Below are 24,494 nucleotides of genomic sequence, written 5' to 3'. Positions count from 1 at the left end.
TTGTAAAAAGGTCCGACTGTCCTACAGTTGGACCTTTTTTATATGTTTAATTAATTGTATTAAAATTTCATAAATTTATTTAATGGTTTATAGCGTAAAATTAACTTACCTTCAATATCATTCAAAGATATAAATCCTATTTCTTTAAATCTACTGTCTAAGCTTTCTTCACGATTATCTCCTAATACAAAAATTGTATCATTCGGAACCCTATCGAAACCGTAAATACTTTTTAATGAAAAATCAACTGTTATACCTTTTGAGTATAGATCTTTTACCACAAGTCCATTTATATAAAGCTGCTGTGATTTATATTCTATTGTATCTCCAGGTAAACCAATTACTCTTTTTATAATGGTTTTATTATTTGAAGTGTTTTCTAGCGGGGAATTAACAACAACTATATCAAATCTTTGCAGATCTTCTATTGAACGAGTGAAGTGATTAATTAAAACCTTGTCATTATTAAATAAAGAGTTTTCCATAGAAACTCCAGAAACCTTATATGAAAAAAAAACGAACTGTCTTAGTAAGAGTAAGGCAACGCCAATAATAAATATTAATATTGGAAAAACAGAAATTAGGCGCTTTTTCAATTTAAGATCAAACTCCATTCTAAAGGTTTATAATATTTATTATAACATAGAATTAATAGATTGAATATTCTGATAATCATTGTTTTTATAGCTGTAATTTGTTAAAATTAAGTGTAACTTTTTTTAATTTCAATTTTTTTATATCTATAACTACTATAGCCCTTTCGGGGTTTCGATTTTCAAAGATAGTTTAAGTTTCTTACTTTTACTTTCTTTTTAAATATAACTCCGAAAAGGGCTTTTTTGCGTTTTTTGGAGAACATCACATTGTGAAAGGAAGAAGATTTTATGAAGATTAAAATATTATTTTTAGTGTTAGGCGTTTTAGCTATGACGTTTGTTTTTTATAACACCTTTATAAAGGATGAACCTCAAACAGATGCCTTAACTCCAATCAAAGTAGAAGGTTTGAAACAAAAAATTCAATACAATTATTTGTTTGAAGATGAATTATCACAAAATGTGATTAATGACTTAGGAGGGCAATTCAAATTAATATTTGATGATATTGATAGGGATGGTCACCTAAACATTTATCAAAACAAAAAAGAACTAGAAATATTTTTAGGAGATCATGTAACTACTGCAGAATTAGCTGATGAATTTATATCACACTACTTTAGTACAAATAAGAATTACAAAGTTACTTATATAAGTAAATCAAGTCTATTTAATTATGAAAAACCAAGAACTGTTACAAAAGTAAAAAAAGGACTGTTTTTGGTAAAACAAAACAATTTAATTCTGGAATTTAAATATGTACCAGAAATAGATGGATTTCGAATTTCTGAGATTACATATTTAAAATAAAAAATTATTTGGGGGGATTTATTATGTTGCAAATTAGAACTGTTATTGCTGATGCATTAAGAATTAATGAAGAAGTGAATGGCTTTTTGAAATATTGTGCTAATTACGAGAAAATAGTTAAAAAAATAACACCAAGCGGGTTCATGGAACGTGAACAAGACCAACCGCTTTTGGTTATGGTAATTGAATATGAAGAAAAATTTAACTGTAGTTATGAAAAAGACAAGGATTAATTCCTTGTCTTTAATATTTTCTAAGAGGGGTGGATATATCTACCCTACTTAGAAAATATTAAAAAAGTGGCTGTTACAATGGTACCTATTGATTTAGCGGAAGTTCTAAAGTTTATACGTAAAGAGTCATTCTCAGTTAAAGAATTATTGAATAGAACTTTCAAATTGAATCAATAGTCGCAGCTACAGATTATAGGAGACCTGAATCGTTTAAAAATTATACTAATTTAGGCGAAATCACAGGAACTAGGATAATAAATTTATGTAATTTTAATTTGATAATTTCAGAAAGTTAGATTATGAAATTAATTTTCTGAATTGAAAGATAAAAGTGGCTCGTTGTGATATAATTTAGTTGCATTTTTTTCTTTTTCTTTTTTATATCACTAACTACTTATAACCTTTCGGGTTAATGAAATTACACAAAAAGGAACTTTATGTTACTTTATTTCATTGTGTAAACAATTCATTTTCCTGGAAGGTTATTTGTTTTTGCCTGAAAGGGGTGATGCTGTGTCATAGCAACTAATTATTAAATAGAAACTGCTGCTGCAATGTCAAAAGTTTTTCGAAAAGGGGTGCATATTATGTTGGTTACAGTAATTGTGTCAGTTGTGGCTGGTATGGTCTCAGGATTGGCTAGTCATTACATCACAAACAAAAAGTTTTTGTTGCCTCGTAAGAAAAAGCTTGCATTTCACCCGGGTTTCTTGGGAGAGATGTTTGTAGGAAGTATTGCTTCACTCGTTGGTGTTGCAATGTTTAACCCTGAAACAATGATGGATATTCTTAAGGTGAGTATTCTTGCTGGGATTTCAGGGCAAGCTTTCCTGCTGCACAATCGCTTGGCGACGGAACAAGTAAAAACTGACGAGCTTCAGTCTATTTCAAAGAAATTGACCGAACTCGAAAAAAAGAATAAGGAATAAAAGAGGAGTAATCTGTTATAAATAGAAATAGAGAGATGAGGAGATTTGGTTATGTAACGGCCAAATACAAAGAGTTAAGTTGAGGTGAGCCCCATGTCTCGAAAGGAAGTTTTTGATTATCTAGATGATCAAGAAAAGGAAGATTTAGCAGAATGGACAGAAGAGCTTAAGAATGCTCAATCTACGAAAGCAGTTAAACTTTATTCAAGTAAGATAAAGGAACTGCTAGGAAAGATTGAACAACGAATGATTAATTCAGGAGAGGAAGCAGCGACAGTTAGCTTCTAATTGAATAGCAAGAAATAGAAAAGCTGATGGAGGTTTTATCCATCAGCTTTTCTTTATTATAAAAAAATTCCTAAGAAAACAGAGAAGATGGTTGATTTGCTTTGTTATTAAAAAAATTATGAGGAGTGTTTACAATGAGTACAGATTTATTACAAGAATTATTAGAGGTTGATCAAAAAGAAAGAGAACAAGAAAGAGTTCATTTAATCCAAAACTTTTTCAATTTAGGTGTTTCAGTTGAAATCATAGCGGAAGCAACTTCAGTAAGTGTAGAGGATATAAAAAGGATTGTTAATAGTTAAATAATAAATGTATAAAGTTAAAAATATAATAACCATCTATCGTATATCAGATAGATGGTTATTAAAATTGTTTTAAAAGTTCCATCAATAATTACTAAAATAAGGTAAAATGGATAGAGATGGAGAGGCTAGAGATAAGGTTAGTGAAGGGGGATCTGTATTCGATATGTTAAAAGATGAAATTATTTTGGATAAGTTACAGCAATTTGTTTCTGGGGAATCTATACAACGCCAAAGTATGAAGAGTAGCCTTGCTGATTTTATACTATCATCTGGTGAAACGTCGAAAGCTACAAATTGGATAGTTAGCTATATTGAGAGCTTATGTCATGACAAGCATGATAAGGGTGTTTACACTCAAATGAACAATCCTGAATTAATTGCTGATTTGTTAGAAGTGGCTTATGAAAGTCTGAGTAGGGACGCTGATCTACAACCATACGTTACGAAAATCGCACGATTATTGTATATTGACAAGAAGGAACGAGATAAGTTAAATTCTGAACGATATGTTCAGTACTGGGCAGCTGTAATGTTGGATGAATTAATTTCGTTAAACGTTTCGTTGCCACCGGAAGTAGTAGAACTTATGTTATCGAATTATTATAGACAAGATATACCGACAAATGAGTTCATTTGTAGTATATGGAGGAGATTGGCTGAAAGAGGCATTAATATATCCAATCATATAAGTTCACTTGTCATAAATGTTAATAACCACGAATCATCTACTCTCACTAATAATAGTATACTAGCTTTATGGGCATGCATTCGCAGGGGATTCTTTAATACACCTATCCCTGATAGTAATCAAACTTACCACGTATGGCTTTGGCATATGACTACAAGCTGTGTAGGTAAACTTAAGAAAACATACGAGGAACCTATCCGCTCAGTGGCAGTTGGCTGTCTTCTTGAAACTGCAAGGATATACCCGGAGACTCAATCTTTGATTCTAGAGTGCATGGATAAATGGGGAATTGCAGAACCAAAGCGTCCACGTAGTGATTTTCAACGAGATTTAAAAGAGCTTTTTTCACGTTGCAAAAATCATCCAGGCATAAATTGCTTACCAGAGAATTATGTTATTACTAAAAGAGGAATCATGTCGAGATCTAAATCTAACTCATAATTCAAATAACGTAAGGATTGTACGAATCAAGTTTGGTTCTTGTATTACTTACATTCATTTAAGAAGCCTAATGTAAGTAAGCGTTTATTTTAAGTTGTAAGCGATAGTAGAGTTTTAGTTTTGCAAAGATGGTGGGGAAATGGAAGAGAAAAACATAAAAAGTAAGAAGTATTATAGAATTGCTTTTCTTGTATCAACAAGTTACATTTGGTTTTTGATTTTAGCAGCATACAGTATAGGTATTCCGCGATATATCGAGTTACTCGGGGGGATTTTTCTAATTACAGCCTTTACATTTTACTTTTCAGTACCTATTTTTTATATCGCTTTGCCTTTAGTATATATTCGTGTTGTGCTTGCCTGTTTCCGTATATATACTACAGAGCGAATGTTGGCTTATTATGCACTTTCTTGTATCGTTTTAGGGATTGCTTTATTTGTTCCTTTAGCAATGTATCATTTTTATGAGGAGAACTACATTTTCGCGAAACAGGTCCAGGAACAACGTATTGAAGAAAAAGTAAAACATGAGGTTGAAAAAACTAATGGTCCTATAAAGATTACATATGTGACAAAGGAAAGTAGGATGCAAGCGAATGAAGGTACAGGAAGTCCGGAATATTCCAAAATAAATATTCATTTTGAGTTAGCTAGCTGTGATGCACAAAATGAAGGAAAGCGCGGATTTTCATGCAAATCCTCTGTCGAAGCGTACTACAAAGATAAAAAGTGGCTGGTAGATTATAATTCGGAAGAAAATACAAGAGCTCTAAATCTATCTAAAGATAACCAACATGCCGTAGAATTAGAAAAGCAGTTGGCTCTTACACCAGAGGAAGAAATGAATATCCGTAATATTTCTGAATTGAAAGCGATTCAGTATATGAAAAATGAGTATAACTTCGATTTAACAATTGTTGAAAAAGCCTTTGACATGCATACGAGTTCCTATAAAAAAGAAAATAGACCATCAAATGCGATTCATGCCCTAACGATTGAAGGATATGTAAATACAGATGCTCAAAAGAATGTCACAGTTAGGGTAGAATACAATCCCATTACAATGAAATATTGGACTCATATCACTGAAATGAGTGATGAAGCTAAAAAGTAGATAAAAAACTTTTTACAGAGTTTGGAAATGTAATTAGGGACATGGCCAGCAATATTACTCCAATTCTTTGGGCAGTTGGCATATTACAATTCATGTCTCTGGTTGATCATTTGGGTATTGATATAGCAGCCATTAGGGGTCACCATACATATCCATCAAGCTAAAATTTTGATGTCCCCAAAAACAAAAAATTTATCTTTTCACAGTTAGTTGTCTATGAGAATTGAGTTCGTTTTTTTTGTTTTTAGATATTTGCGTTTCTTAGCTTGATGGCAATGTGGTTCTACTCCTTATAAATGTTACAAAAATCTTTCATATAGCTCTAACTTGCACAATGCTTCCCGTTAATATAATACGCTGATTCTGTGAAAACCGTAAATACAACCTCTACTTCTGGAAGTCCTAAATCCATTATATGTGTAGTAATGGCCTTGGCAAATCGATCACGAATTTCCTGTCCACGCTCAAACCATTTCACTTCAATAAGAGGAAACGCTTCTATTTCTTCTCCATTGAATACAAACGTAGAACTTGGTAGTTCCAACGTAAAATTATCCGTACCACACTCACAAATCTCTGCAAGCTCTTCTATTAATGGCTTGCTTATGCTTTTTAATTGTTCAATAGTAATTCCACGAAACACAACATGCGGCATGTGAATCCCTCCGTTAGATAGCTTTATATTTGCTCACATCATAACACAATTCATTTTGCTGCACTAACATCTATTGGTACATATCAATGACATTCTTAAGAATAATCATATGTTATTGAAGTAATACATGTATTGTAACTATTTAAAACATTTGAGAGCTCGGTAATTGGGTAAATATAAAAAGTCTTATTATTCTCCCTGTAAGGAGGCATGAAGGGGAGGCCTCTATTAGGAAAGGGATGGTGCGCTTATATATTTTAAAAAGAAAAGACACCCAAGGGGTGCCTTTCGCCGACTTGGAATATCCTGTATTAATACCGTTCCAATTAATACATTAAATTATAAAAATAATACGTTATACTTCCGTGTACCCTGGTTGATATAATATATAAGGAAATTATTGATTAATTAATAACGCACATATATTAGGGAAATACATAAGTTATGATAGATATAATCCTGTCATTCTTTTTACTAGTTATATATTCTATTCGCTATCTATTTTCAACAGGTGAAAATAGGAAACAGGAAAAAGCCGATTTAAAAGAATTTTGGACTGATAGTGAGGGGCAAATGCTATTAGGTGCTGCTACGGGACTTGTAATTTCTGTGATAATTTTTGGTTATTTGCTTATGAATCAATAGATGTTCAATCAAGAAGAAAGTATTAGAGAAAACAAGATACTGAATAATATACATAAGAACCTCACCATTGGATGTTGAGGTTTTTTAATATACAAAAGAAAAGACACCCAAAGGTGCCTTCCTCCGACTTGAACTATCCTGTATAAATGCCGTTTCGATTAATAAATTAAATTATAAAGATAATTTATTATACTTCCGTGTACCCTAGCTGATATAATGAATAAGGAAATTATTGGTTAATTAATAGTACATATATATTTGAGAGGGGACATAAGTAATGGTATTTATAATAGTGTTATTTTTCATATTTATAATCTCTATTATTCTTTCATTATTTTCAAAAGGTGAAACTCAGCAAGAAGCAAAAGAAGTTGTAAATGATATTGTTACCGGTCCTAATGGGAAAACACTCTTAATCGTTGCGGTGGTATTTGTAATCGGAGGGATATTTATTGTTGGTAGTATTATAAATAATGACCATGAACCAAATACACATCCAAGTATGCGAGACGATCGTGATCCTTTAGGATGTGCTCATTATGGTGGCGAATGGGACACTGGCGGTCTTTTTGGAGAAGCTAAATGTGTTTATAATAAAACTGATGAATCGGATAATAGGTAGTATATAAAGGTCTTATTTTTTTTATAGGAAGATAAGGCTTTTTTATGCATAAAGAAAAGACACCCTAAATTGTCTTCCTCCGACCTGATAACTACATTTTATGATTTCATTTTCTTTATTACATACCTTGCTGCAGGCACAGGAGAAGTTAATGCTAGAATGTAGAGTTTTGCTTTTTCTTGGTTATTTACAGCGTTTTGAATGTATACTTTTTTATCATTTTTGATGATATCAAGGGAATTGGTTTGGGGCGCAATGTTCTAGAGGATTTGAAAGTAAACTAATATTTAAAAGTTTACTTTCAGGAATAACAAAAAAAGAGTCCTATATTAAGAGGACTTTTTTCTATTTCCCTTATTTTTTTCCGCAACTGTTTGCCAAGTGAACATGCTCATTAAAAATTTTGTTGTTAATTTGTTTTTCATATTTTTTTAATGTTTCATTTATTTTACTACCAGTTTTACTTTCGAAACTTCTCTCTAGTTCTGATGCTATATCTCTTGTATTTGTTTGTAAATCGTGAAATATCCCTATGTTTTTTTGAAGAGCATATGTATCTTCTTTTATAATATCTATTGATTTAAACTCTACCTCTGTTTTTAACATCATACGCTGCATTTCTTTTTCAATTTGTTTTTTAGCAGCTTGTAATTCATCAACAACCTGATTTGCTAAATCTCCTGCAGCACTTTCGATTTGCTTTTCTATCTTTTTAATTTCCCCCATAAAATCCATCATATAATTATCTCCTTATCTAAACTGAAAATTCCCTGCTAATTGATTGTCTTTATCTCTTAGTGAATTTGCTGCATCACTAATATCATCTCCGAATCGGCTTAAACTCTTTTGTTCTTTTTTTAAAAGATGGATTAATTCTTCTGCTAGGTTTGCGTCATGAAAATAGTCATTTCCACCTTTTCTAATTTTAGCAATTTGTGAGATGGCTTCATCTACTTCGTGTTCTTCTAATAAATGATATCTTCCACCTGGCCCTGTTTCATGTTTTAATTGATTTTTTAACTTTTGAACTGCTTCAGCTTCGTTTCTTTGAAACTCTTCTATATTTTTTGCGATATCTGATAATCGATTGCTGAGTGTTTGAATTTTTTTTGCTTGTCTTATAATGTCTTCAGGTTCTAATTTTAATATGGGACTTCCATTTGAATGAAAGGATCCCCTGAATGTATCTCTGCCGTGTCCTTCCATAGTTAAACGTGTAAAAAATCCTTCTTTTGTATCATTCTGTCTTACTGTAAATTGCTTACCAATTAGAGGTGCACCGAATTGAGTATGGTTACCAATTGGGTCATTCTCATGTGTATAATCTGTAGCCTTATTTTCCATTTCCCCTTTATCTACTCGTTTTTTTGCTTCAGGACTTAGTAAACCATAGGGATTTGGTGCTGCCCATGTAGTTGCATAAAAATTCCGTTCCGAAGCAACATAATCAGCTTCTGCGCCACCTTTACTATGTCCTGTAGCGTGCACATAAGTTGGCTGATATGTTTTATTTACTTTATCTACCCATTCCAATCCTGTATTAAAAGATGTTGCAGAATCCGGTTTTATTGTTTGACTATTACTTGGAGTAATTACTTTAGAATGTGTTTTAATTCCAAACGTAATCTGATCGATATCTGTTTCGAAATCTGCTAATTGCTTAGGCTCTGTTCCACGAAATGCAAATACTATAGTTTCATAGTGAGTTTTATTTCCTTCATAATCTTTTTTCGGCACTACTGCAATAGCTTGTAATCCATTTTTTACTTTTTGGTAATTTGCATCTATTGATTCTATAACTACCCAGGTTTCACCGTTTATTCCTGGTATTTCAGCTCCCTTATGTAGATAATCATTATCATAAACATAATCAGACAAATTAAAAAAATCTTCATCTGTTATATTCGAATTTCTTTTAAATTCACTCATATGTCTCAACTCATTTTATGGTATATTTTAACTATATTCAAATGCAAGGGGATTTTCTATGAAGAAAAAATTGATAATTATTTTATCCATTATTTGTATTATAGCAGGAGGGTATTTTACAATGGAATACTTAAAACAAAAAGAAAAAGAAGAAAGGTTTTGGAAAGTACAAGAGGCAAGAATAGAAAAGTATATTCATTATAATATTCAAGATGTAAAATCTATTACGTTTATAGAACATAAAATAAGCCCTATGGGAGTTCCTCACATAAAAGGATATATAAATGATAATCGAGAATTATGGTTTGATGCTGGTCTTGATGATAATGATACTTTTGAAAGAAAATTGGGGCGTTCTGGGGAACTTGGAAAACTTATAAAAGACCCTGAAAAGTCGGTATCTGAAATTGAAAAAGAAGAGAAGGAAAAGAAACAAGAGTAGTCTTTGTGATTACTCTTGTTTTTTATTATAGAAAAATAAAATATTTGAAAGTTTTTAACAATGCACTATAATATATTTAGTAAAATTAACCAAATACGCATTTTACTCATTATGTACTAAAGGGGAGATAAAAATGGCTGGACAAATTCGTATGTCACCAGAGGAGCTTAAATCGAAAGCGACTCGATATGGACAAAGTGCAAATCAAATTGAGGACATTTTACGTCAACTACAAAACTTACAAAATGAATTAAGAGGAGAATGGGAAGGCCGTGCATTTGAAGGTTTTGACCAACAGTTCAATGAATTAAAGCCAAAAGTACAAAACTTTGCACAGCTATTACAAGAAATTAATATGCAGCTTAATAAAACTGCAGAGGCTGTTGCTTCTCATGATGAAGAATTATCACGTAATTTCGGTTTGAAATAAGAAATGTTGTAATTTCTACATAAAATTCTTGGAAAATGATAGAAAGTAGACTAGTATTCAAAAGTTTACATTCGAAGATACATAATAAAAAACAGTAGTGAATTTTATACACTACTGTTTTTTTATTGTTTCTTGCAAGTGAATTATTTATATTCCTGTCTATATAATTTAAACGAATAAATAGCTCCAATAAAAAATACAAAAGCTTCAAATAATATGAAGATTTGACGGAAATTCTCAATATCTTTACCCACTAAAGAAATAAATATGCAATTCATTAGAATTTGAGTAGTAAACATACAAGAAATAATTTTAAAATAAATAGGATTTGTTCTTTCATCTCGTTTACCAATTTTTTTGTAAATAATAATAAGTGCAATTACTGAACCAAAAAATAGAAGTGCTGTAAGTCCTACAACGATATTGAAATTGCCTGTACTTTCTAACATCCATTTATTTAATAAGTCAATCATTATTATCTTCCTTTCCTACATAAGAGAATATTTCGTTCTTCTTTTTCACTATAATAAAAAAAGAAAAAGGAAAACATCGAACTTTCTTACAAACATTCGTGTATTCTTACAGTTTTGTCATTTTGCAAATGTATTCATCACCTTGTCTTTCACTTTTTTCTTTGGAAAACATAGTGAATTACGAGAAAGAGCGCTACAAGATCAACTTCCGAGAAGTAGTGCACTAAAACTCTTAATTAATGCAATTAGTTTGTTTTAAAGTAGTAAGTGGACAATACTTCTTAGTTGTAGAAAGTATCGAGATCCCTGTGCCAATTCCAGCGTTTGCTGCAGCTCTATTAATTGGTTAAGGAACTCCAAACAGCCCTACATTTCAATTGATAAGCCCTCAAGTGTATGAATGCTTGGGGGTTTTTATAATAAAGAAAAGGCGCACTAAGGTGCCTACCTTCGACTTGAACTATCAAAACTTGAAATTTTTACATTTTTATAGAAATTATTAGGATAATACCTCCGATTTTTATGTTAAGCTATTTGAGCTAGTATTTGTATCAATATTAGGGAGATGAATAGTATGTTGGGCGATTTCAATATGAATTCTAGTAATTATGAAAGTGGTGCTGAAATCTTAGAATTATTAGGCAGTTTAAGTCGTTTATTAATTGTACGTGAATTGATTGTAAGTGGGACCTTGACAGTTTCCCAGTTGAACGCTGCGACGCATATTTCGGAACCTATGATTTTACAACATTTACGCAAACTAACTAAAGGTAATATGGTAATGATCGAGCGCAAGGGTACAAAGCTTTATTGTAGGGTAGAAAATAAGAAGGTCATTGATATTATCGATTTATTGGGATTATCATATTAAGTTCTATTCTATGTCTTTTTTGAATTCAAGTACTTTATAAATAAAACAATAACCAGAAGAAAAGACACCCTAAGGTGCCTTCCTCCGACTTGAACCATCTTAATTTTAATAATTTGTATCTCGTAAATATAATTTTACCATATTTATGTATACTGTTTCTTGAGAAATAATAAAAGCACTCTTTCGAGTGCCTTTTACCTATCACAAGCGATCCCATCGCCATCTTTGTCTAATTTACTACTATATCCAGTTTCCCCTTGTTTAATCGGAGCCTTACCGGCTTTTTTCACTTGTGTACAATTTTCATACACTACATTATTTTTTTCTGGTTGTTTTGGTTGTTCCTCTGGCTTACTTTCAGGAGTAGTTTTTGGTTTTGGTTCTTCCTTATAATCCCTTACATCATCAATTACCACTTGATTATTAGATGAATCTATAATTTTAACTACAATGTCATCTTTGTTAGCGATATTGGCTTCTTTTCCATAAGCTCTGAATGCTGTATCTCTATACCTTTCGTATGGTCCAGCAGATGTTTTGAAAGTGGACACAGACAATTCTTTATCGACCTTATCATATTTTGCGTATGAATCTAGATCGAAAGCAAGAGTGATTAGTTTTCCATCTTCACTAATAGATACTGTAGGATTAACACCATCAATTTTCTTATAGGTTTCCGTTAATCTTTTTTGAGTATCATCTTTAAATTTATTAATTTTATCTTGTTTCTTATCAACTGGTTGTTCTACTGGCTTCGGTTCAACTTTCTTTTCTTCCTTTACAGGGGCAGTTTTTGTAGTGACAGCAGGTTTTACTTCTTGTTTCGGTTCTTCTTTCTTTCCGGTAACCGTATTGAATATAGAAACAACAATGACCAGGTAAATTAAAGAAGCGATAGCCATTTTTACTTTATTACCAGATCGGAACCCGAGTACTTTTTGGTACCATTTACGTTCAGTTTTATGTATCTCAATATCTGTATAACTTTTAATTAAGCTTTCTATTTCTTTTCCGGAACCATTTGGAATAAATGTAAATGTATCTTTAATTCCTTTGAATTCAAAGTTGGATTTAATAGCGTAATGATCAATAAATACATCTGTATAGTTACTGAAGTGATGTGTAGATATACTTACTACATCTTTGGCGTCTTTATCGTAAGTAAATGTTTGGATATGTTCTTTTGAAACTGCAGCGTATCCTGTTTTAATCCCCCTAAGAGTAACAGTTACAATAATAGGAGTGATTCCATATTCTTTTTGATACTTAGCAGCTATAGCTTGTTTAGCGAGTTCTAATTCGCTTGGCTGTTTCTCTTTTTTATTTTTTTCATGATTTTCCTACCTTTTAAAATGTAAGATTTAATGCAAGCATAACAAATCCAGTTACAACTATATCGTCATATTTTGTCGAGCGAAAATAAAAAAAGAGAGCCATAACTCTCAATGGGAAAGTGATAAGAATTTACCGGTGGATATTAGATAAATACTCCATTTTTCACCAATACAAGTAGCAAAGGATGCTCAAACTCAAATTATGCTTAGAATGGACCCAGGGACAGGAATGGGATAATTTTCTGGTTAAGGGTCCGATATAAACAGCGAATGCGATTGTCTCTTAATGGGGCAATCGCATTCGCTGTTTATAGGGGGATTAACTAAATTTCAAAATTAAATATTAGTTATACATTGTGATAAATTCACAAACTACTATGAAAATATCGGAGGATGTTGGTGATGGAACAAAATACAATCGAAAAAGAGTTAATTGAAGTTGAAAGTAATCTACAAGGAATCTTTAATGCGGCTCAGAATGGGGATGCTGAGTCTTATGAAATTCTTTTGAAAATAAAAGAGGCGATTGGTAGCATTTAACGCTATCAATCGCCTACTATTTTAACTAGTTGTTTTATCATTTCAATAAGTTCTTTTTGTTTATCAGAATTCTTAGATCGGATATCTATCATTACTTGTTCTAAGTCATCCTTAGCTGTTAATTTAGGATTCTTCTCTTTGGATTCACTTAATACATAAGAAACGAATACATTTGTGAGTTTAGCTATATCTAAAGAAGTTTTTCTCGATGGACATTTATATATTTCTTCGTTCTCCCACATAGATACAGCAGATTTACTTTTTAGTCCTAGTGCGTTAATGAATTCAGATTGGCTCATGTTAACACAACAGATTGCAGAAAACGCATCAAAGATTACATACCTAGACCAAATTCTTCAATCACAAGATACTGTAACAGTCTCACAAGTTGCAGCGGATTACGGATTATCAGCGATGAAGCTTAATAAAATCCTGAAAGAAGAAAAAGTGCAGTACAAAGTGAATAATCAATGGTTACTGTACTCCAAACACCAAAACAGAGGTTATACAAGATCGAAAACGGTTGATGTAGTGCATACGGATGGTAGAAGATCATTGAAAATGAATTCTCGTTGGAAATAAAATATTCATGAAATACTAACGAAAGGTGGAATTATTTCAGAAATGGATAGGGCGGCGATGTAAATGATGGAGGAAAGCACATTATCACTGGTAATCGTATCGTCATTAATATGTTTATTGGAATACCTGGTACACCGAATAAATAGATGTCTGGGACAAAAAATGGGATGGTAACAAGATGATGAATATGAACAAAAGAAAGTCTTGTGGATCATAAGGGATTTAAGAACTAGAGTTGTGCATAACAGCACTGATAAGGTTGAGGTATATCACTCTAGCTAATGATAAAAGCCCTACAGGGGATGTAGGGCAAGACTAAGGGTATTGAAGAATTGTCGATTCTAAAAGTAAAGGACTTCTTGGAATGTTATAAGTTTAACATAAAATCTATTAAAACATTATATAAAGATGTTACGAAATTATGAATATAAAAAAACAAAGATAAAAATTATGAAAAAAGTTGATAATCCATAGGAGCCAAAAGGGATTATGTTTGTAATAGCGTTTTTACAGAGTGAATAAGACAAGCTCTTGCTTTTCGTAATATTCGGTAATCTAATAGGGGCCCCACCTAATAGACTGGTTCCAAAGTATTACGATGCCTGAAAGCATCAAAAAAGCCCGTACAGAAGCACAGGCCAGTTGTTACACATATCGGTAACTAAATTTTAACAGATTGTTAGGTAGTTATCTATTAAAAATGAAAAAATGCTCGATGGCAACGAGCGTTGTAGAGAAAATATTCCCTAAAATTAGCTACATATATTATAACATACGTTTTTTCTCAGTAAATAAGGAGGAATGAAATATGATTGAAAATCCAATTACTTACGGTAATTATCATGACTCATCAGCAAGAGACTTTATTGAAGAATGTGAAGGTTGCAATGGAGAAATATACTTCGGTGAAAGTTACTTAGATTTTGGTGGTGATTACTTACACGCAGAAACAGAGTGCATTACGCAATATGTAATGTCTCATTCTACAGAGAAAGTGGCAGGTGAATAAGGTGGGACTACAAACCAAAATTGAAGCTGAAATTCAAATTTTAATGAATTTGGTTGAACGATATAAGCAAAGCAAAGAGCCTAACGCTGCATCAATGGTTGTAGCTTACGAATATGGATTACAAGCACTTATGCAAGTGTATGAAGCTAGTAAACAAACGGAAATAGCACCATTTTAAAAAGGGGAAATTGATATGACAACTGAAAATTACTTTTCTAAATTAGCTTAAATAGATTGCAAGGAACATGTTGAAAAGAAGGGGCGTTTTAACTACTTATCATGGGCAGTTAAAAAGTAGATCCAACAGCAATATGGGAAGTAAAACGATTTAATGGAGGGCCTTACCTCAAAACAGATTGTGGTTACTTTGTAGGGGGGGGGAATTAACTGTACAAGAAAATCACTAAGTCAAAGTCATCCACTACTAAACAATCAAAACAAGCCGATTGCAGAGCGTAACAGCTTTGACATTAACACGAGTATCCAGCGGTGCTTAGTAAAAGCAATTGCAATTCACGGATTAGATTTATAAATCTATGCGAGTGAAGATTTACTAGAAATCCAAGAGGAAATAATTAATGCCCAACAAGTTAGTGCAATTAAATTAAACATAAAAAAATTAGCTACTCGTCGAAAAGTAGATGAAGACATGATTAAAGGACAATTAAGTATTAAAGAAATTGTCGAATTGACATTAAAACAAGCAGAAGAAGTACTTAAGAAATCAACAAAGTGGGTTAAAGGCAACATAGCGGTATGCGAAAGGGCGAATGCGTGATGTTTAAGATACCTGTAAGGCGTGGGTCTATGAAGGAGATGTTAATAGCAGTTCGTGATTTAGAAAAACGAGGTTATGACTATGTAACGCCAATTAAACGAATATATAGGGCAGAAAGAACCTTTTATCATGAAGGTAAGTTCAGAGGGAGAGAAAAGGTTCGGTTTACTGGCATGGAGGACAATGTGAGTTATGAGTGTTGGATGAAGAAAGTGAACTAAATGAGCAAATTACTTATACATTAACAATCGTTAATCGTTTTATTGGGATTAATAAAACTATTGTATTAAATGAAGCGATATTTTACAACAAGTTCATTATTGGTAAATAAATTAAAGAATTTCAATGAAGGCTATAACAGTTACGATGAATGACTTAAGCAATTTCCTTTATGGTCTTCTGCTACATTACGAAGGATAATAAACAAACTTGAGAAGCAAGGGTTACTTATAAAAAGGAATTACAACAAGTTAAAAATATATCAAACAAAATAGTAAGGTTCAATCTACTATATTTACAACAAACCTTACAGGAGTGTGTTTAGAGGGTGCTTATGATGAACGGATTGTATCGCGGATTCTCAATAACTTCAGAACGATTACTTTCAAAGAAACAAAGTATTACAGAAGAAAGACATTATCATTTTTAAAGGGGGAATTAAAATGTGTGCATGTAACGGAACGGGAATAATTAAGAACGATATGGGTAATGGATGCTTTCAATTTGTACCTTGTATTTGCGAAGCAGGGAATCGCAGTCCTGAAGAAGTGGATAGAAGACGTCATGCTGTTATGGCGGAGCTAAGGGAAATTCATCAATTACAACTGGAGGGGAAATGGGATGCCACGACTTGGAACGGATTTGGAAAAGGAGAATTACATAATGGCGTTGCAACAGGAAAGGTACATGAAGAAATCGCGTCGTAACTTATATATCGCTTTAGAAGAATTAGACTTAGTGTTTGATGAAAGTGAAGTGATTCAATTAAGAAAAATGTGGGATGAGGATAAAGGTATTCTCGAAATAGCAAAAGAGCTAGGAAGGCATCAACTAGAAATCGCCGCATTAATCATGGATCAGGCAGATAAGAACAAAATCAAATCGCGCCCAATGGGGTTAGGAGCATGAAACAACTAACACTAGAGGATGTAGTCGGAAGTTTTGATTATACTGCAACAAGTACAGCGGATAAGTTTTTGAAACGTAATAGCATTATGACGTATTCAGTAGAGTTTTACGATAAAGACGAGAAATGGAAGCTCCGTTGGTTTGACGCGAAGTCCGAGGGCGCAGCTATAGAAATGGCTAAAAAGAAATACGGGAACATACAAATCATTACCACCCATATTTCAGATAGAACTTTAGAGGAGATTATGAATTTGGATTAGGAGGCATAGCGCCATGATGATAAATAGATGGCTAGAAAAGGAAGATTATCAAGCAGCTGAGAAGAACGGCATTGGCTATAACATGTTATATCGTAGGGTGTATCAAATGGGATGGGATGTTGGTAAGGCAATTAATACACCGCCTCGGAAATATCAATTTAGGGAACAAAAGTGGTTAAGAATAGCATTAGAAAATGGGGTTAAAAAGAAAACATTTTTAACTCGTGTTTATAAAGGGATGTCACCAGAGAAAGCAGCAAAAAAGCCTGTAAAGAAATTAAGGGCAACAATGGAAGATATGGTCAATTTAGCTGAAGAGAACGGTATTTCATATAGCACATTTAGTAAAAGAGTATTAAAAGGAGGATGGAGTCCACAAAGGGCAGCAACTACACCTATAAGGAGACCTAAGAAGAAAAGTAGCTAGGAGGCAACATGGACAGGAAACAAATCTATATCGATGTTTTACTACAAAAAGGAATTTATAAAGAGGAAAAGACTGGTCGACAACTTTATGAGATGACTGAACAAGAGTTGTGGAATCTAATTAAAGGAGTGTATCAAGAATGATGGAAATACAACATGATGTTTACGAAGTGACTCAATTATTAATCAAAGCAAAGGGAGGTAATTGACACTCCCACGGCTAAAGCCACAAGCTGACTAATGTCAGTGGGATTCTTACTACCAAAGGCGAAGTCTATTTCTAGTATCGCTGACGTGCAAGATTGCGGTGTGTCATCAACACTCCGTATCCAGTGCATATAGCAGATACGGCACTCATTCTCTATTACCAAACGAGTCAGATTGTGAGTTCTCAAATGTGTTTTAGCGTCTTGTGCTTGACGACTCAATACATTTTACGGAGTAGAAGAATTTGTTACTTCAACCTCCTATGTATTCTGTTTTCAGAGAACAAGATTGTTTTAGAGACTTTTATTTGCCTATTATGAAAATGATCCCAATTCAAATTCTTGATGTAGAGAACGTACCTTCGGTGTTTTATTTGTACATCGCATTTGACCTCACTCTCATCCCATTCCTAAAGTGGGTGCTATCGCACCGTAGTGGGGTTTCCCGTTCGGAAAATCTATAAAAGATGTGGAGTTACCAAGATATGCAAAGTCTGGTGGTGCTGGTTTTGATTTTGTAGCAGCAGAGGACACGATTATATGACCGGGCCAAACAAAGGTTGTACAAATGGGATTAGCTTTGGAGATTCCACCAGGATATGAATTGCAGGTACGTCCGCGTAGTGGTATGACGCGTGATTCTTGGAACTGAGGATAGTGGTTTTAGAGGGAAGGTTAGTGTACTTGTTGATTACATTGAATTCCCTAAAGAGGCTAGCATGCAGGCTAATGTAATTGAAAGAGGGAATCTGGACTTCGAATCAACGGAGGGTGAAATAAAAAAGGCTAGGATTTGCTCCTAGCAAAGAATTATGTCGTACAGAAAGGTAAAAACCTAATGTTTGCAATTTCATTATATAACGTTTCTGGGGTGGAAGAATTAAATCATAGCAATCTTTACGTAACTTTTACATGTGATTGAAATATTTGATAACACAGAAATAGATTTATTAGAAATTGAAATTATTAAAGGGATTTCTGCACATGGAAATCCTAAATGTAATGTATGCGGTAAAGAAATCTTAATAGTACCGAGTTACGTGGTTATTGATTTAGATGAAGATACTGCTAACTAGGAATAGAGCTCCTAGCAAAATTAAAGAATCAACTAAAATTAAGAACTGGTTTTTCTGTGGTTTTCGAAATTCCCTTATTAAGCTAAAAACGACACTCATTCCGAAACAAATATATAACAAAATCATTATTGTTCCTGACATACTTAACACTCCTAATATATTGATAATTTAATTATATATCGAAAAGTACGTGTGTGTAAATTTTTAACAAAAAAATTATTGGAATAAAAAAATGGCTCTTACTATTACGTAAGAACCCCATAACCGAAGAAAAAAAGTCGTATGTGAAACCATGCAGGAATCACAATAATATTTTAACATTTAAATATATAGTTGTCTATACATCAAATTGAAAAAATATTTATTTAAACGAAGGAGCCCTAGATTTAGGAATCTAGAGCTTCTTGTGTAGGTATAATTCACACAATTTATGAAAAGAACATACTGAAGATAACATATAAATGTTTCATAAATGTATCAAAAAAGTGAAAAAATAGTTATTTGAATAGAAAATGACAGCTAGAATATTAAGATTGTATCAGCTGTCACTAAAATAAAAATTTATTTTTATTAGTAGGTTTTTAGTTGATATTTTTACTTCTTTTAGAAGAAATTGTACCAAATATTACTCCTGACATTGCTCCGATTAAAGTCATAAAAATTGCACTCCATGCTGCAAATGACATAACTACACCTCCTAAAAATAACTTATTGTAACTATTTAAAGCTATTGTTTCTTAGTCTTTTTAATAGAAATGATGATTGCAACAACTGTTAAGAAAATAAGAGGAGACCGCGAAAAGAAAGACATGTAGTATTCTCCTTTCGATAATAATTATAAACATTGTATAAAGCAATTATTACATGTTTATAAATTTGATATACCAAATATGTAATATTGCATATTGAATTGTAGGACGTGGGGAAGTAAAGACGATAGTCGAACCAAAACACCATTTTAATAGAGAACATTTAACAGGACCCGATTAGGGGGATGGGTCCTGTTAATGGAACGATAGATTTTTACGTGATTACCATAAAAGGTAATTGGATTCCATCAGTTGGGTGTTGAGAAAGCTTTTTATAAATGCCTTATTTTACATAACAAGGCAGCTAGCTAAAGTAGCTAATTGCTCAGTTGTACAATTTTAGAAGTTTCACTGGATACAGCTATATGTTGTACAAAAGTTACAACTATATCATAAACAAATATTAAAATATTATATATGAAAGAAAAATAAATAAAAATTTCATTTTGTTTATTTTAAAACCAAAAATGAGCACTTTATTAAGTGCTCTCGTGATGAGATCCATTTTGTGAAGACTACTTTATTTTATAAAGAAAGGAACACAGAATATTATATGCGTTTCTTGTTAATTGAGTGTATTTTTACAGACAAAGAGCAGCCAGCAAAAGCTAACTGCTCGGTTCTCCAAGGGGGAACAGGGAGAAAATCTAATGTCATATAAAGTATTGACGGAATATTGGGTTTTATTCACGAGAGATTATATTCCGAAATTTGGATTATAATAGTCGAGATTCTCCATATTGACCAGAAAAGAACTAAAAGTTCTAGTGAAATTCCAAGTGTTCTTTTCTTGGTTTTTTGAGATTCTTTTATCAAATAGCCAACAGCACTAATTGCTATAAGAATAAAAAGAATAAGTTCTAGTGTAACTGGCATTTTATCTGCTCCTAAACAAATTATTTCATATATAACAATTATAAGATATTTATTGATCATTAGTAGTAAACATTTGAAAAAAATAATCCTTTTGTCATAAACAAAAAGGCAGTTGTTTCCGCAACCACCTTTCAGTAAAATAAAGCACTTTTTCAGGAATAAAATATGGCTGATTCTTGAAAAGATTATAGGGTTTAATCCCATTTTTATAATTCAAGTGACGAACTTAATTTTAAGAAAGGCATGACTACATTATATGATAGCTTGTCAATAATGCTCACGACTAAAAGAGCAGTTAGTAAAAGTTAACTGCTCCATACAAGGAGATACAAAGAAAATTACTTCAAATGAGTTTTGACATACAGCCTACATATAGTATTGACGGAAAAATTATTTTAAATCCAAGTTACTTAAAGTAAACATTCCTACAGATACAATGGCTGCACCTACTGAAGAACCTAGCCAATCTCTCCAAATTAATGTATTTAAAGGTGTATCTGTTAGATCTATAATTAAGAAGATAGCAAATATTAATACACCAAATGCTAAGCATCCCCAAGAAATTTGTAAGGATTTAATTATCTTCTTCCGGAATTTGTTCATATAAATCATCCTTACTAATATTTTGTATTTTTATAAATAAATTATTGCATATATGGAAATTGAAAGTAAAGAGTATACAATATTACATATTGAAACTTAACGAACTAATTATTTTTATAGACAGTGAGGAATAACAATACGATTTAACAGCAGAAGAGATTACTGGAAAATTAAGCGCATAAGTAATCAAAAGCATCCATAACGGGTGCTTTTTTCTTTGTTATATAGAAATTACACATTAAGCATACATGTATACGCATTGTTACGATACGCTAAGGAATAGTAATAAAAATATGAGACCAATAAAACCGTATAAAAACCAAAAGAATCCTAAGACGGGAAATATTTTATGGAAATAAAGAATGGTAAACCTCCTTGGTGATATAAAGGATTATAATATATCGTTGGCCTATATAGAAGGAAAAACATAAATTGGTACATATTAAACGAGGGGTAGAATAAAATGGACATTTGGATTAAAGGATTCTATATAAATAGGTAGAATCTAATTATTTAGTTCACATTTTAATCCAAGGGGTACAAATTCGATGCGACGTGAAAAGGATTTGTTGAAACAATGGAAGGCAGATTTGCAAGTTATTCAAAAAGAGAAGAGACTGAAGAAGAAGGCTAAGAAAAAAAATAAGAAATATAGCATTCCGGGTAATACAGCTGACTTCATGGATGGCAAGAATACTTATCGTAAAGAGAATGGGGTATGGAAACAAAGGAATAAATAAAGTCAGGATAAATAAGTTTGATTAAGTTTATAGCAATTATCGTAGGCGCTTGCCGTAATCTGGGTGGCGTCTTGTTTGTTGTTAAGGAAAGATTAGGGATCAGATAGACTTGCAAATTGAAATATTATTAGTCTGAAACATAGACTAGTAAACAAACCATTTCTAACTTTTAATCATAGAATATGATGAATTCAATTTTTAGAGGAGGGAATCATATCTATGGGATGGAATAATAATTTTGGACATTCTCGAGATTGTAATAGATTTTGGGATGATTTAGTATTTTGTGGATGCGGTCGTAGACGCAGAAGAAACGATTTTAACAACTGTCATTGTAGACGTGACTGCGATTGTGATGAGTGTCGTCGTAGACGTGATCATGAACGCGATCGTAATCATGATCACGGTGACCATCGAGAGTGGTAAATTCTTTTGAAGGAGTGCATATCTTAATCGCACTCTTTTTTATTATGTTTTTATCATTTTAGCCAAGAAGACTCCTTCCTCAAGGAGCGTGAAGGGTCACAGCCGAGTGAGTAGGTGGGAGATGAATTGGCTTCGAACAAGGGATGGCAGGAAGCCATCTTAATTGTTCGACTTACAGAAAGTTTTACTCCACTACCTATCGAATGTACGTTTGGTATATAATAGTCATATACTGAAATGGAGGTGAATTAAATGATAATTAATAAAGCCTTTAAGTTTCGTATCTATCCAAATCAAGCACAAGCAATTCTAATTAACAAAACGATAGGTTGTTCTCGCTTTGTATTCAATCATTTCCTATCCCTATGGGATCACGTATACAAAGAGACTGGAAAAGGTTTAACATATGGTACATGCTCTGCCAAACTTCCTGCCATGAAGAAAGAGTTTGTTTGGCTCAAAGAAGTGGATAGTATTGCGATTCAGTCGTCTGTTCGCAACCTTGCGGATGCATATACACGATTTTTCAAAAAACAAAATAGTGCCCCGCGTTTCAAATCCAAGAAGAATAACGTACAATCTTACACCACAAAACAAACAAATGAAAACATTGCCGTTGTAGGGAACAAAATAAAGTTGCCGAAACTAGGCCTTGTTCGATTTGCCAAAAGCCGCGAAGTAAAGGGACGTATTGTAAATGCGACTGTTAGACGAAACCCTTCTGGCAGATATTTTGTGTCACTATTAGTTGAAACAGAAGTACAAGAACTTCCGAAAACACATTCTTACATTGGAATAGATGTAGGACTAAAAGATTTCGCTATTTTGTCAGATGGTAAACCCTATAAAAATCCGAAGTTTTTTCGATTATTAGAAGATAAGGTGGCGAAAGCGCAGCGTGTTCTTTCTAGAAGAATGAAAGGATCTTCTCGCTGGAATAAACAACGAGTAAAGGTAGCTAGAATTCATGAATACATATCAAATGCTAGGAAAGATTACTTGCACAAAATCTCAACTGAAATCATCAAAAATCACGATGTTATCGGTATAGAGGATTTGCAAGTATCGAATATGTTAAAGAATCATAAGTTAGCAAAAGCAATTAGTGAGGTATCATGGTCACAATTTCGAACAATGTTGGAATATAAAGCAAAATGGTATGGAAAACAAGTCATTGTCGTATCGAAAACATTTCCTTCCAGCCAATTATGTTCTTGTTGTGGATATCAAAATAAAGACGTTAAAAATCTAAACCTACGTGAATGGGACTGTCCTTCTTGTCGTACACACCATGATAGGGATATTAACGCAAGTATCAATATAAAGAATGAAGCGATAAGGCTTCTAACCGCAAGGACTGCGGGGTTAGCCTAATCAATTAGAGTTCGATAGAACTCTTTACTTAGGAATCCCTCACTTCTAAACAAAGTGAAAGTGGGGGTAGTTCAACTCTCTATGATTTATCTCAGTATTGTTGTCATATTTTTGGTTGACATAAAGGCGGATGAAGGCATTTTCTTTAAGAGGTTTATTTCCAGGTTTTACACTTCCAAATGTAACTGTTTTTTCTATCCCATCCTTATTATAAGTAGATAAAGTATAGAATCGTTGGTTCCCTTTTATCTCACCGTTGTTTGTTATCTGTACATAATATTGTTCGGTTCCCATTCTATTTATAGTAGGTGATCTTTCGCATCCAATAGCAAAACTAGAAAATAGTGCGAGTAATACAGATATAACTAATGATTTTTTCATATAACACTCTCCTTGTTTGTGTATATAGAAAATTATAGTAAAGAGTTTATAGTGGAAAAATTGATTTTAGTGACATTAATATTACAAAACTTTAAGGAGTAGCTCATTAAGGATTTTTAATAAAATAGTTATTGTATTGAACAAAAAACATGCACAAAAATTGTACATGTACAGTAAAAAACTATGTCTTGTCTAAGTAAATATATGCTTGGCTTATACAAACTGTGAGTCGTTTTTCATTAAGGAAGATGTTAGAGAAGATTAGAATAAAAATTTTATTTTGTATTAAGTTGGAATATAAAAAGAGCACTTAGTAAAGTGCTCTCGTGACGAGTCTCATTTTATAACGACTATTTTATAAAGAAAGGAACTCAGAATATTATATGTGCGCCAGTCAATTGAGTACCTTGTACAAATAAAGAGCAGCTAGCAAAAGCTAACTGCTCAGGTAATGGAATATGGTTCGAAATGGGTT

Annotated in this window: 35 protein-coding genes and 6 pseudogenes; 31 read left to right on the top strand and 10 right to left on the bottom strand. The window is 32.6% G+C overall.

Annotated elements, in window-relative coordinates:
• Positions 1–59: 59 nt before the first annotated feature.
• The gene (gene lepB / locus ES895_RS22675; protein WP_000746559.1) at positions 60–596 is read right to left on the bottom strand and encodes a signal peptidase I; all 537 of its coding nucleotides are present in this window, start codon (positions 594–596) and stop codon (positions 60–62) included.
• A 288-nt stretch (positions 597–884) separates the two neighbouring features.
• Here lepB and ES895_RS22670 point away from each other — a divergent pair, with 288 nt between their 5' ends.
• The 7 genes from ES895_RS22670 (at position 885) to ES895_RS22640 (ending at position 5,404) form a co-directional block, all read left to right on the top strand.
• Entirely contained in the window at positions 885–1,406 is a 522-nt protein-coding gene (locus ES895_RS22670; protein WP_000694085.1) for a hypothetical protein, read from the top strand.
• Between the two features lie 23 nt (positions 1,407–1,429).
• On the top strand, positions 1,430–1,639 hold the full coding sequence (locus ES895_RS22665) for a hypothetical protein (RefSeq protein WP_135238667.1): 210 nt from the start codon (positions 1,430–1,432) through the stop codon (positions 1,637–1,639).
• Positions 1,640–2,226: 587 nt separating this feature from the next.
• Positions 2,227–2,568, top strand: a complete 342-nt coding sequence (locus ES895_RS22655) for a DUF4257 domain-containing protein (protein ID WP_000961788.1) — start codon at positions 2,227–2,229, stop codon at positions 2,566–2,568.
• Between the two features lie 93 nt (positions 2,569–2,661).
• Positions 2,662–2,856 carry a hypothetical protein gene (locus tag ES895_RS22650; RefSeq protein ID WP_000087400.1) on the top strand — a complete coding sequence of 65 codons (195 nt, stop codon included), beginning with the start codon at positions 2,662–2,664 and terminating at the stop codon, positions 2,854–2,856.
• A 134-nt stretch (positions 2,857–2,990) separates the two neighbouring features.
• Positions 2,991–3,158, top strand: coding sequence for a hypothetical protein (locus ES895_RS29435; RefSeq protein ID WP_000102279.1), 168 nt, complete (start codon positions 2,991–2,993; stop codon positions 3,156–3,158).
• 166 nt (positions 3,159–3,324) lie between these two features.
• Entirely contained in the window at positions 3,325–4,290 is a 966-nt protein-coding gene (locus tag ES895_RS22645; RefSeq protein WP_033668098.1) for a hypothetical protein, read from the top strand.
• Positions 4,291–4,429: 139 nt separating this feature from the next.
• Entirely contained in the window at positions 4,430–5,404 is a 975-nt protein-coding gene (locus tag ES895_RS22640) for a hypothetical protein (protein ID WP_135238666.1), read from the top strand.
• A 322-nt stretch (positions 5,405–5,726) separates the two neighbouring features.
• On the opposite strand, the gene ES895_RS22635 is transcribed toward ES895_RS22640, so the two are convergent.
• The gene (locus ES895_RS22635; RefSeq protein WP_001120952.1) at positions 5,727–6,059 is read right to left on the bottom strand and encodes a DUF1904 family protein; all 333 of its coding nucleotides are present in this window, start codon (positions 6,057–6,059) and stop codon (positions 5,727–5,729) included.
• 444 nt (positions 6,060–6,503) lie between these two features.
• Between ES895_RS22635 and ES895_RS22630 the strand changes: the two genes are divergently transcribed.
• Both ES895_RS22630 and ES895_RS22625 read left to right on the top strand, forming a co-directional pair.
• Positions 6,504–6,704, top strand: a complete 201-nt coding sequence (locus ES895_RS22630; RefSeq protein ID WP_000565418.1) for a hypothetical protein — start codon at positions 6,504–6,506, stop codon at positions 6,702–6,704.
• 277 nt (positions 6,705–6,981) lie between these two features.
• On the top strand, positions 6,982–7,326 hold the full coding sequence (locus ES895_RS22625) for a hypothetical protein (protein WP_000231286.1): 345 nt from the start codon (positions 6,982–6,984) through the stop codon (positions 7,324–7,326).
• Positions 7,327–7,680: 354 nt separating this feature from the next.
• Here ES895_RS22625 and ES895_RS22620 read toward each other — a convergent pair whose 3' ends face one another.
• Together ES895_RS22620 and ES895_RS22615 are read right to left on the bottom strand one after the other, a co-directional pair.
• Positions 7,681–8,064, bottom strand: coding sequence for a hypothetical protein (locus tag ES895_RS22620; protein WP_074593305.1), 384 nt, complete (start codon positions 8,062–8,064; stop codon positions 7,681–7,683).
• A 12-nt stretch (positions 8,065–8,076) separates the two neighbouring features.
• Positions 8,077–9,255: a cytoplasmic protein gene (locus tag ES895_RS22615; protein WP_074593304.1), complete on the bottom strand. Its 1,179-nt coding sequence runs from the start codon at positions 9,253–9,255 to the stop codon at positions 8,077–8,079.
• A 58-nt stretch (positions 9,256–9,313) separates the two neighbouring features.
• Between ES895_RS22615 and ES895_RS22610 the strand changes: the two genes are divergently transcribed.
• Positions 9,314–9,697 (top strand): DUF1433 domain-containing protein, encoded by a 384-nt coding sequence (locus ES895_RS22610; protein ID WP_074593303.1) that lies wholly within the window; start codon positions 9,314–9,316, stop codon positions 9,695–9,697.
• A 133-nt stretch (positions 9,698–9,830) separates the two neighbouring features.
• The gene (locus ES895_RS22605) at positions 9,831–10,127 is read left to right on the top strand and encodes a WXG100 family type VII secretion target (RefSeq protein ID WP_000918604.1); all 297 of its coding nucleotides are present in this window, start codon (positions 9,831–9,833) and stop codon (positions 10,125–10,127) included.
• Between the two features lie 143 nt (positions 10,128–10,270).
• Here ES895_RS22605 and ES895_RS22600 read toward each other — a convergent pair whose 3' ends face one another.
• Positions 10,271–10,600: a 6-aminohexanoate hydrolase gene (locus ES895_RS22600; protein ID WP_074593302.1), complete on the bottom strand. Its 330-nt coding sequence runs from the start codon at positions 10,598–10,600 to the stop codon at positions 10,271–10,273.
• A gap of 142 nt (positions 10,601–10,742) precedes the next feature.
• Here ES895_RS22600 and ES895_RS30270 point away from each other — a divergent pair.
• Both ES895_RS30270 and ES895_RS22590 read left to right on the top strand, forming a co-directional pair.
• Positions 10,743–10,856: pseudogene (locus tag ES895_RS30270) on the top strand (transposase); the annotation flags it as partial.
• A gap of 318 nt (positions 10,857–11,174) precedes the next feature.
• Positions 11,175–11,471: an ArsR family transcriptional regulator gene (locus ES895_RS22590; RefSeq protein WP_000900155.1), complete on the top strand. Its 297-nt coding sequence runs from the start codon at positions 11,175–11,177 to the stop codon at positions 11,469–11,471.
• Positions 11,472–11,665: 194 nt separating this feature from the next.
• On the opposite strand, the gene ES895_RS22585 is transcribed toward ES895_RS22590, so the two are convergent.
• A complete protein-coding gene (locus tag ES895_RS22585; RefSeq protein ID WP_240690237.1) occupies positions 11,666–12,373 on the bottom strand; it encodes an excalibur calcium-binding domain-containing protein in 708 nt (235 codons plus the stop codon).
• Positions 12,374–13,207: 834 nt separating this feature from the next.
• Here ES895_RS22585 and ES895_RS29430 point away from each other — a divergent pair.
• Positions 13,208–13,345, top strand: coding sequence for a hypothetical protein (locus tag ES895_RS29430; protein WP_167754531.1), 138 nt, complete (start codon positions 13,208–13,210; stop codon positions 13,343–13,345).
• Positions 13,346–13,350: 5 nt separating this feature from the next.
• Here ES895_RS29430 and ES895_RS22580 read toward each other — a convergent pair whose 3' ends face one another.
• Positions 13,351–13,644 carry an XRE family transcriptional regulator gene (locus ES895_RS22580; protein WP_135238663.1) on the bottom strand — a complete coding sequence of 98 codons (294 nt, stop codon included), beginning with the start codon at positions 13,642–13,644 and terminating at the stop codon, positions 13,351–13,353.
• Here ES895_RS22580 and ES895_RS22575 point away from each other — a divergent pair.
• The 14 genes and pseudogenes from ES895_RS22575 to ES895_RS29860 all read left to right on the top strand — a co-directional run.
• Positions 13,640–13,990 (top strand): annotated as a pseudogene (locus ES895_RS22575) (phage antirepressor KilAC domain-containing protein); the annotation flags it as partial. The gene ES895_RS22580 and the pseudogene ES895_RS22575 sit on opposite strands and share 5 nt — an antisense overlap.
• Before the next feature lie 745 nt (positions 13,991–14,735).
• Complete coding sequence (locus ES895_RS22570; protein WP_000572102.1) at positions 14,736–14,936, top strand: hypothetical protein; 201 nt, start codon at positions 14,736–14,738, stop codon at positions 14,934–14,936.
• Position 14,937: 1 nt separating this feature from the next.
• Positions 14,938–15,114, top strand: a complete 177-nt coding sequence (locus ES895_RS29425; RefSeq protein ID WP_000524193.1) for a hypothetical protein — start codon at positions 14,938–14,940, stop codon at positions 15,112–15,114.
• A gap of 51 nt (positions 15,115–15,165) precedes the next feature.
• A pseudogene (locus ES895_RS22565) lies at positions 15,166–15,714 on the top strand (Sak single strand annealing protein).
• Positions 15,714–15,935: a hypothetical protein gene (locus tag ES895_RS22560; RefSeq protein ID WP_000472844.1), complete on the top strand. Its 222-nt coding sequence runs from the start codon at positions 15,714–15,716 to the stop codon at positions 15,933–15,935. The pseudogene ES895_RS22565 and the gene ES895_RS22560 overlap by 1 nt, the downstream one beginning before the upstream one ends.
• On the top strand, positions 15,914–16,045 hold the full coding sequence (locus tag ES895_RS30015) for a hypothetical protein (RefSeq protein WP_255292428.1): 132 nt from the start codon (positions 15,914–15,916) through the stop codon (positions 16,043–16,045). The genes ES895_RS22560 and ES895_RS30015 overlap by 22 nt, the downstream gene beginning before the upstream one ends.
• Positions 16,046–16,121: 76 nt before the next feature.
• Positions 16,122–16,208: pseudogene (locus ES895_RS29870) on the top strand (replication protein); the annotation flags it as partial.
• A 7-nt stretch (positions 16,209–16,215) separates the two neighbouring features.
• Positions 16,216–16,404, top strand: a pseudogene (locus ES895_RS29865) (hypothetical protein); the annotation flags it as partial.
• Positions 16,377–16,640, top strand: a complete 264-nt coding sequence (locus tag ES895_RS22545) for a hypothetical protein (protein WP_000332347.1) — start codon at positions 16,377–16,379, stop codon at positions 16,638–16,640. The pseudogene ES895_RS29865 and the gene ES895_RS22545, both read left to right, overlap by 28 nt.
• Positions 16,555–16,842, top strand: a complete 288-nt coding sequence (locus ES895_RS22540) for a hypothetical protein (RefSeq protein WP_031313036.1) — start codon at positions 16,555–16,557, stop codon at positions 16,840–16,842. The genes ES895_RS22545 and ES895_RS22540 overlap by 86 nt, the downstream gene beginning before the upstream one ends.
• Positions 16,839–17,102 (top strand): hypothetical protein, encoded by a 264-nt coding sequence (locus ES895_RS22535; protein WP_000811968.1) that lies wholly within the window; start codon positions 16,839–16,841, stop codon positions 17,100–17,102. The genes ES895_RS22540 and ES895_RS22535 overlap by 4 nt, the downstream gene beginning before the upstream one ends.
• A gap of 13 nt (positions 17,103–17,115) precedes the next feature.
• On the top strand, positions 17,116–17,529 hold the full coding sequence (locus ES895_RS22530; protein WP_098204904.1) for a hypothetical protein: 414 nt from the start codon (positions 17,116–17,118) through the stop codon (positions 17,527–17,529).
• A gap of 8 nt (positions 17,530–17,537) precedes the next feature.
• The gene (locus ES895_RS22525) at positions 17,538–17,672 is read left to right on the top strand and encodes a Fur-regulated basic protein FbpA (protein ID WP_000375383.1); all 135 of its coding nucleotides are present in this window, start codon (positions 17,538–17,540) and stop codon (positions 17,670–17,672) included.
• A gap of 531 nt (positions 17,673–18,203) precedes the next feature.
• Positions 18,204–18,480: pseudogene (locus ES895_RS29860) on the top strand (dUTP diphosphatase); the annotation flags it as partial.
• Positions 18,481–20,306: 1,826 nt separating this feature from the next.
• Here the strand turns inward: ES895_RS29860 and ES895_RS22510 are convergent.
• Positions 20,307–20,495, bottom strand: coding sequence for a hypothetical protein (locus ES895_RS22510; RefSeq protein WP_001145518.1), 189 nt, complete (start codon positions 20,493–20,495; stop codon positions 20,307–20,309).
• Between the two features lie 390 nt (positions 20,496–20,885).
• On the bottom strand, positions 20,886–21,098 hold the full coding sequence (locus ES895_RS22500) for a hypothetical protein (protein ID WP_135238662.1): 213 nt from the start codon (positions 21,096–21,098) through the stop codon (positions 20,886–20,888).
• A gap of 548 nt (positions 21,099–21,646) precedes the next feature.
• On the opposite strand from ES895_RS22500, the gene ES895_RS22495 reads away from it, so the two are divergent.
• The 3 genes from ES895_RS22495 to tnpB all read left to right on the top strand — a co-directional run bounded on the left by ES895_RS22495 (position 21,647) and on the right by tnpB (position 23,638).
• Positions 21,647–21,838 (top strand): hypothetical protein, encoded by a 192-nt coding sequence (locus ES895_RS22495; RefSeq protein WP_001250605.1) that lies wholly within the window; start codon positions 21,647–21,649, stop codon positions 21,836–21,838.
• A 219-nt stretch (positions 21,839–22,057) separates the two neighbouring features.
• Positions 22,058–22,264: a hypothetical protein gene (locus ES895_RS22490; RefSeq protein ID WP_002094308.1), complete on the top strand. Its 207-nt coding sequence runs from the start codon at positions 22,058–22,060 to the stop codon at positions 22,262–22,264.
• 252 nt (positions 22,265–22,516) lie between these two features.
• Positions 22,517–23,638 carry an IS200/IS605 family element RNA-guided endonuclease TnpB gene (gene tnpB / locus ES895_RS22485; protein ID WP_000586182.1) on the top strand — a complete coding sequence of 374 codons (1,122 nt, stop codon included), beginning with the start codon at positions 22,517–22,519 and terminating at the stop codon, positions 23,636–23,638.
• Positions 23,639–23,683: 45 nt separating this feature from the next.
• Here tnpB and ES895_RS22480 read toward each other — a convergent pair whose 3' ends face one another.
• Positions 23,684–24,019 (bottom strand): DUF1093 domain-containing protein, encoded by a 336-nt coding sequence (locus ES895_RS22480; protein ID WP_071715081.1) that lies wholly within the window; start codon positions 24,017–24,019, stop codon positions 23,684–23,686.
• Between the last annotated feature and the right edge of the window lie 475 nt (positions 24,020–24,494).

Source organism: Bacillus sp. 007/AIA-02/001 (assembly GCF_004634455.1).
Lineage (GTDB): Bacteria > Bacillota > Bacilli > Bacillales > Bacillaceae_G > Bacillus_A > Bacillus_A cereus.
Note: the sequence above shows the minus strand (reverse complement) of the source record. Positions and strands in the feature narration are given on the sequence as shown.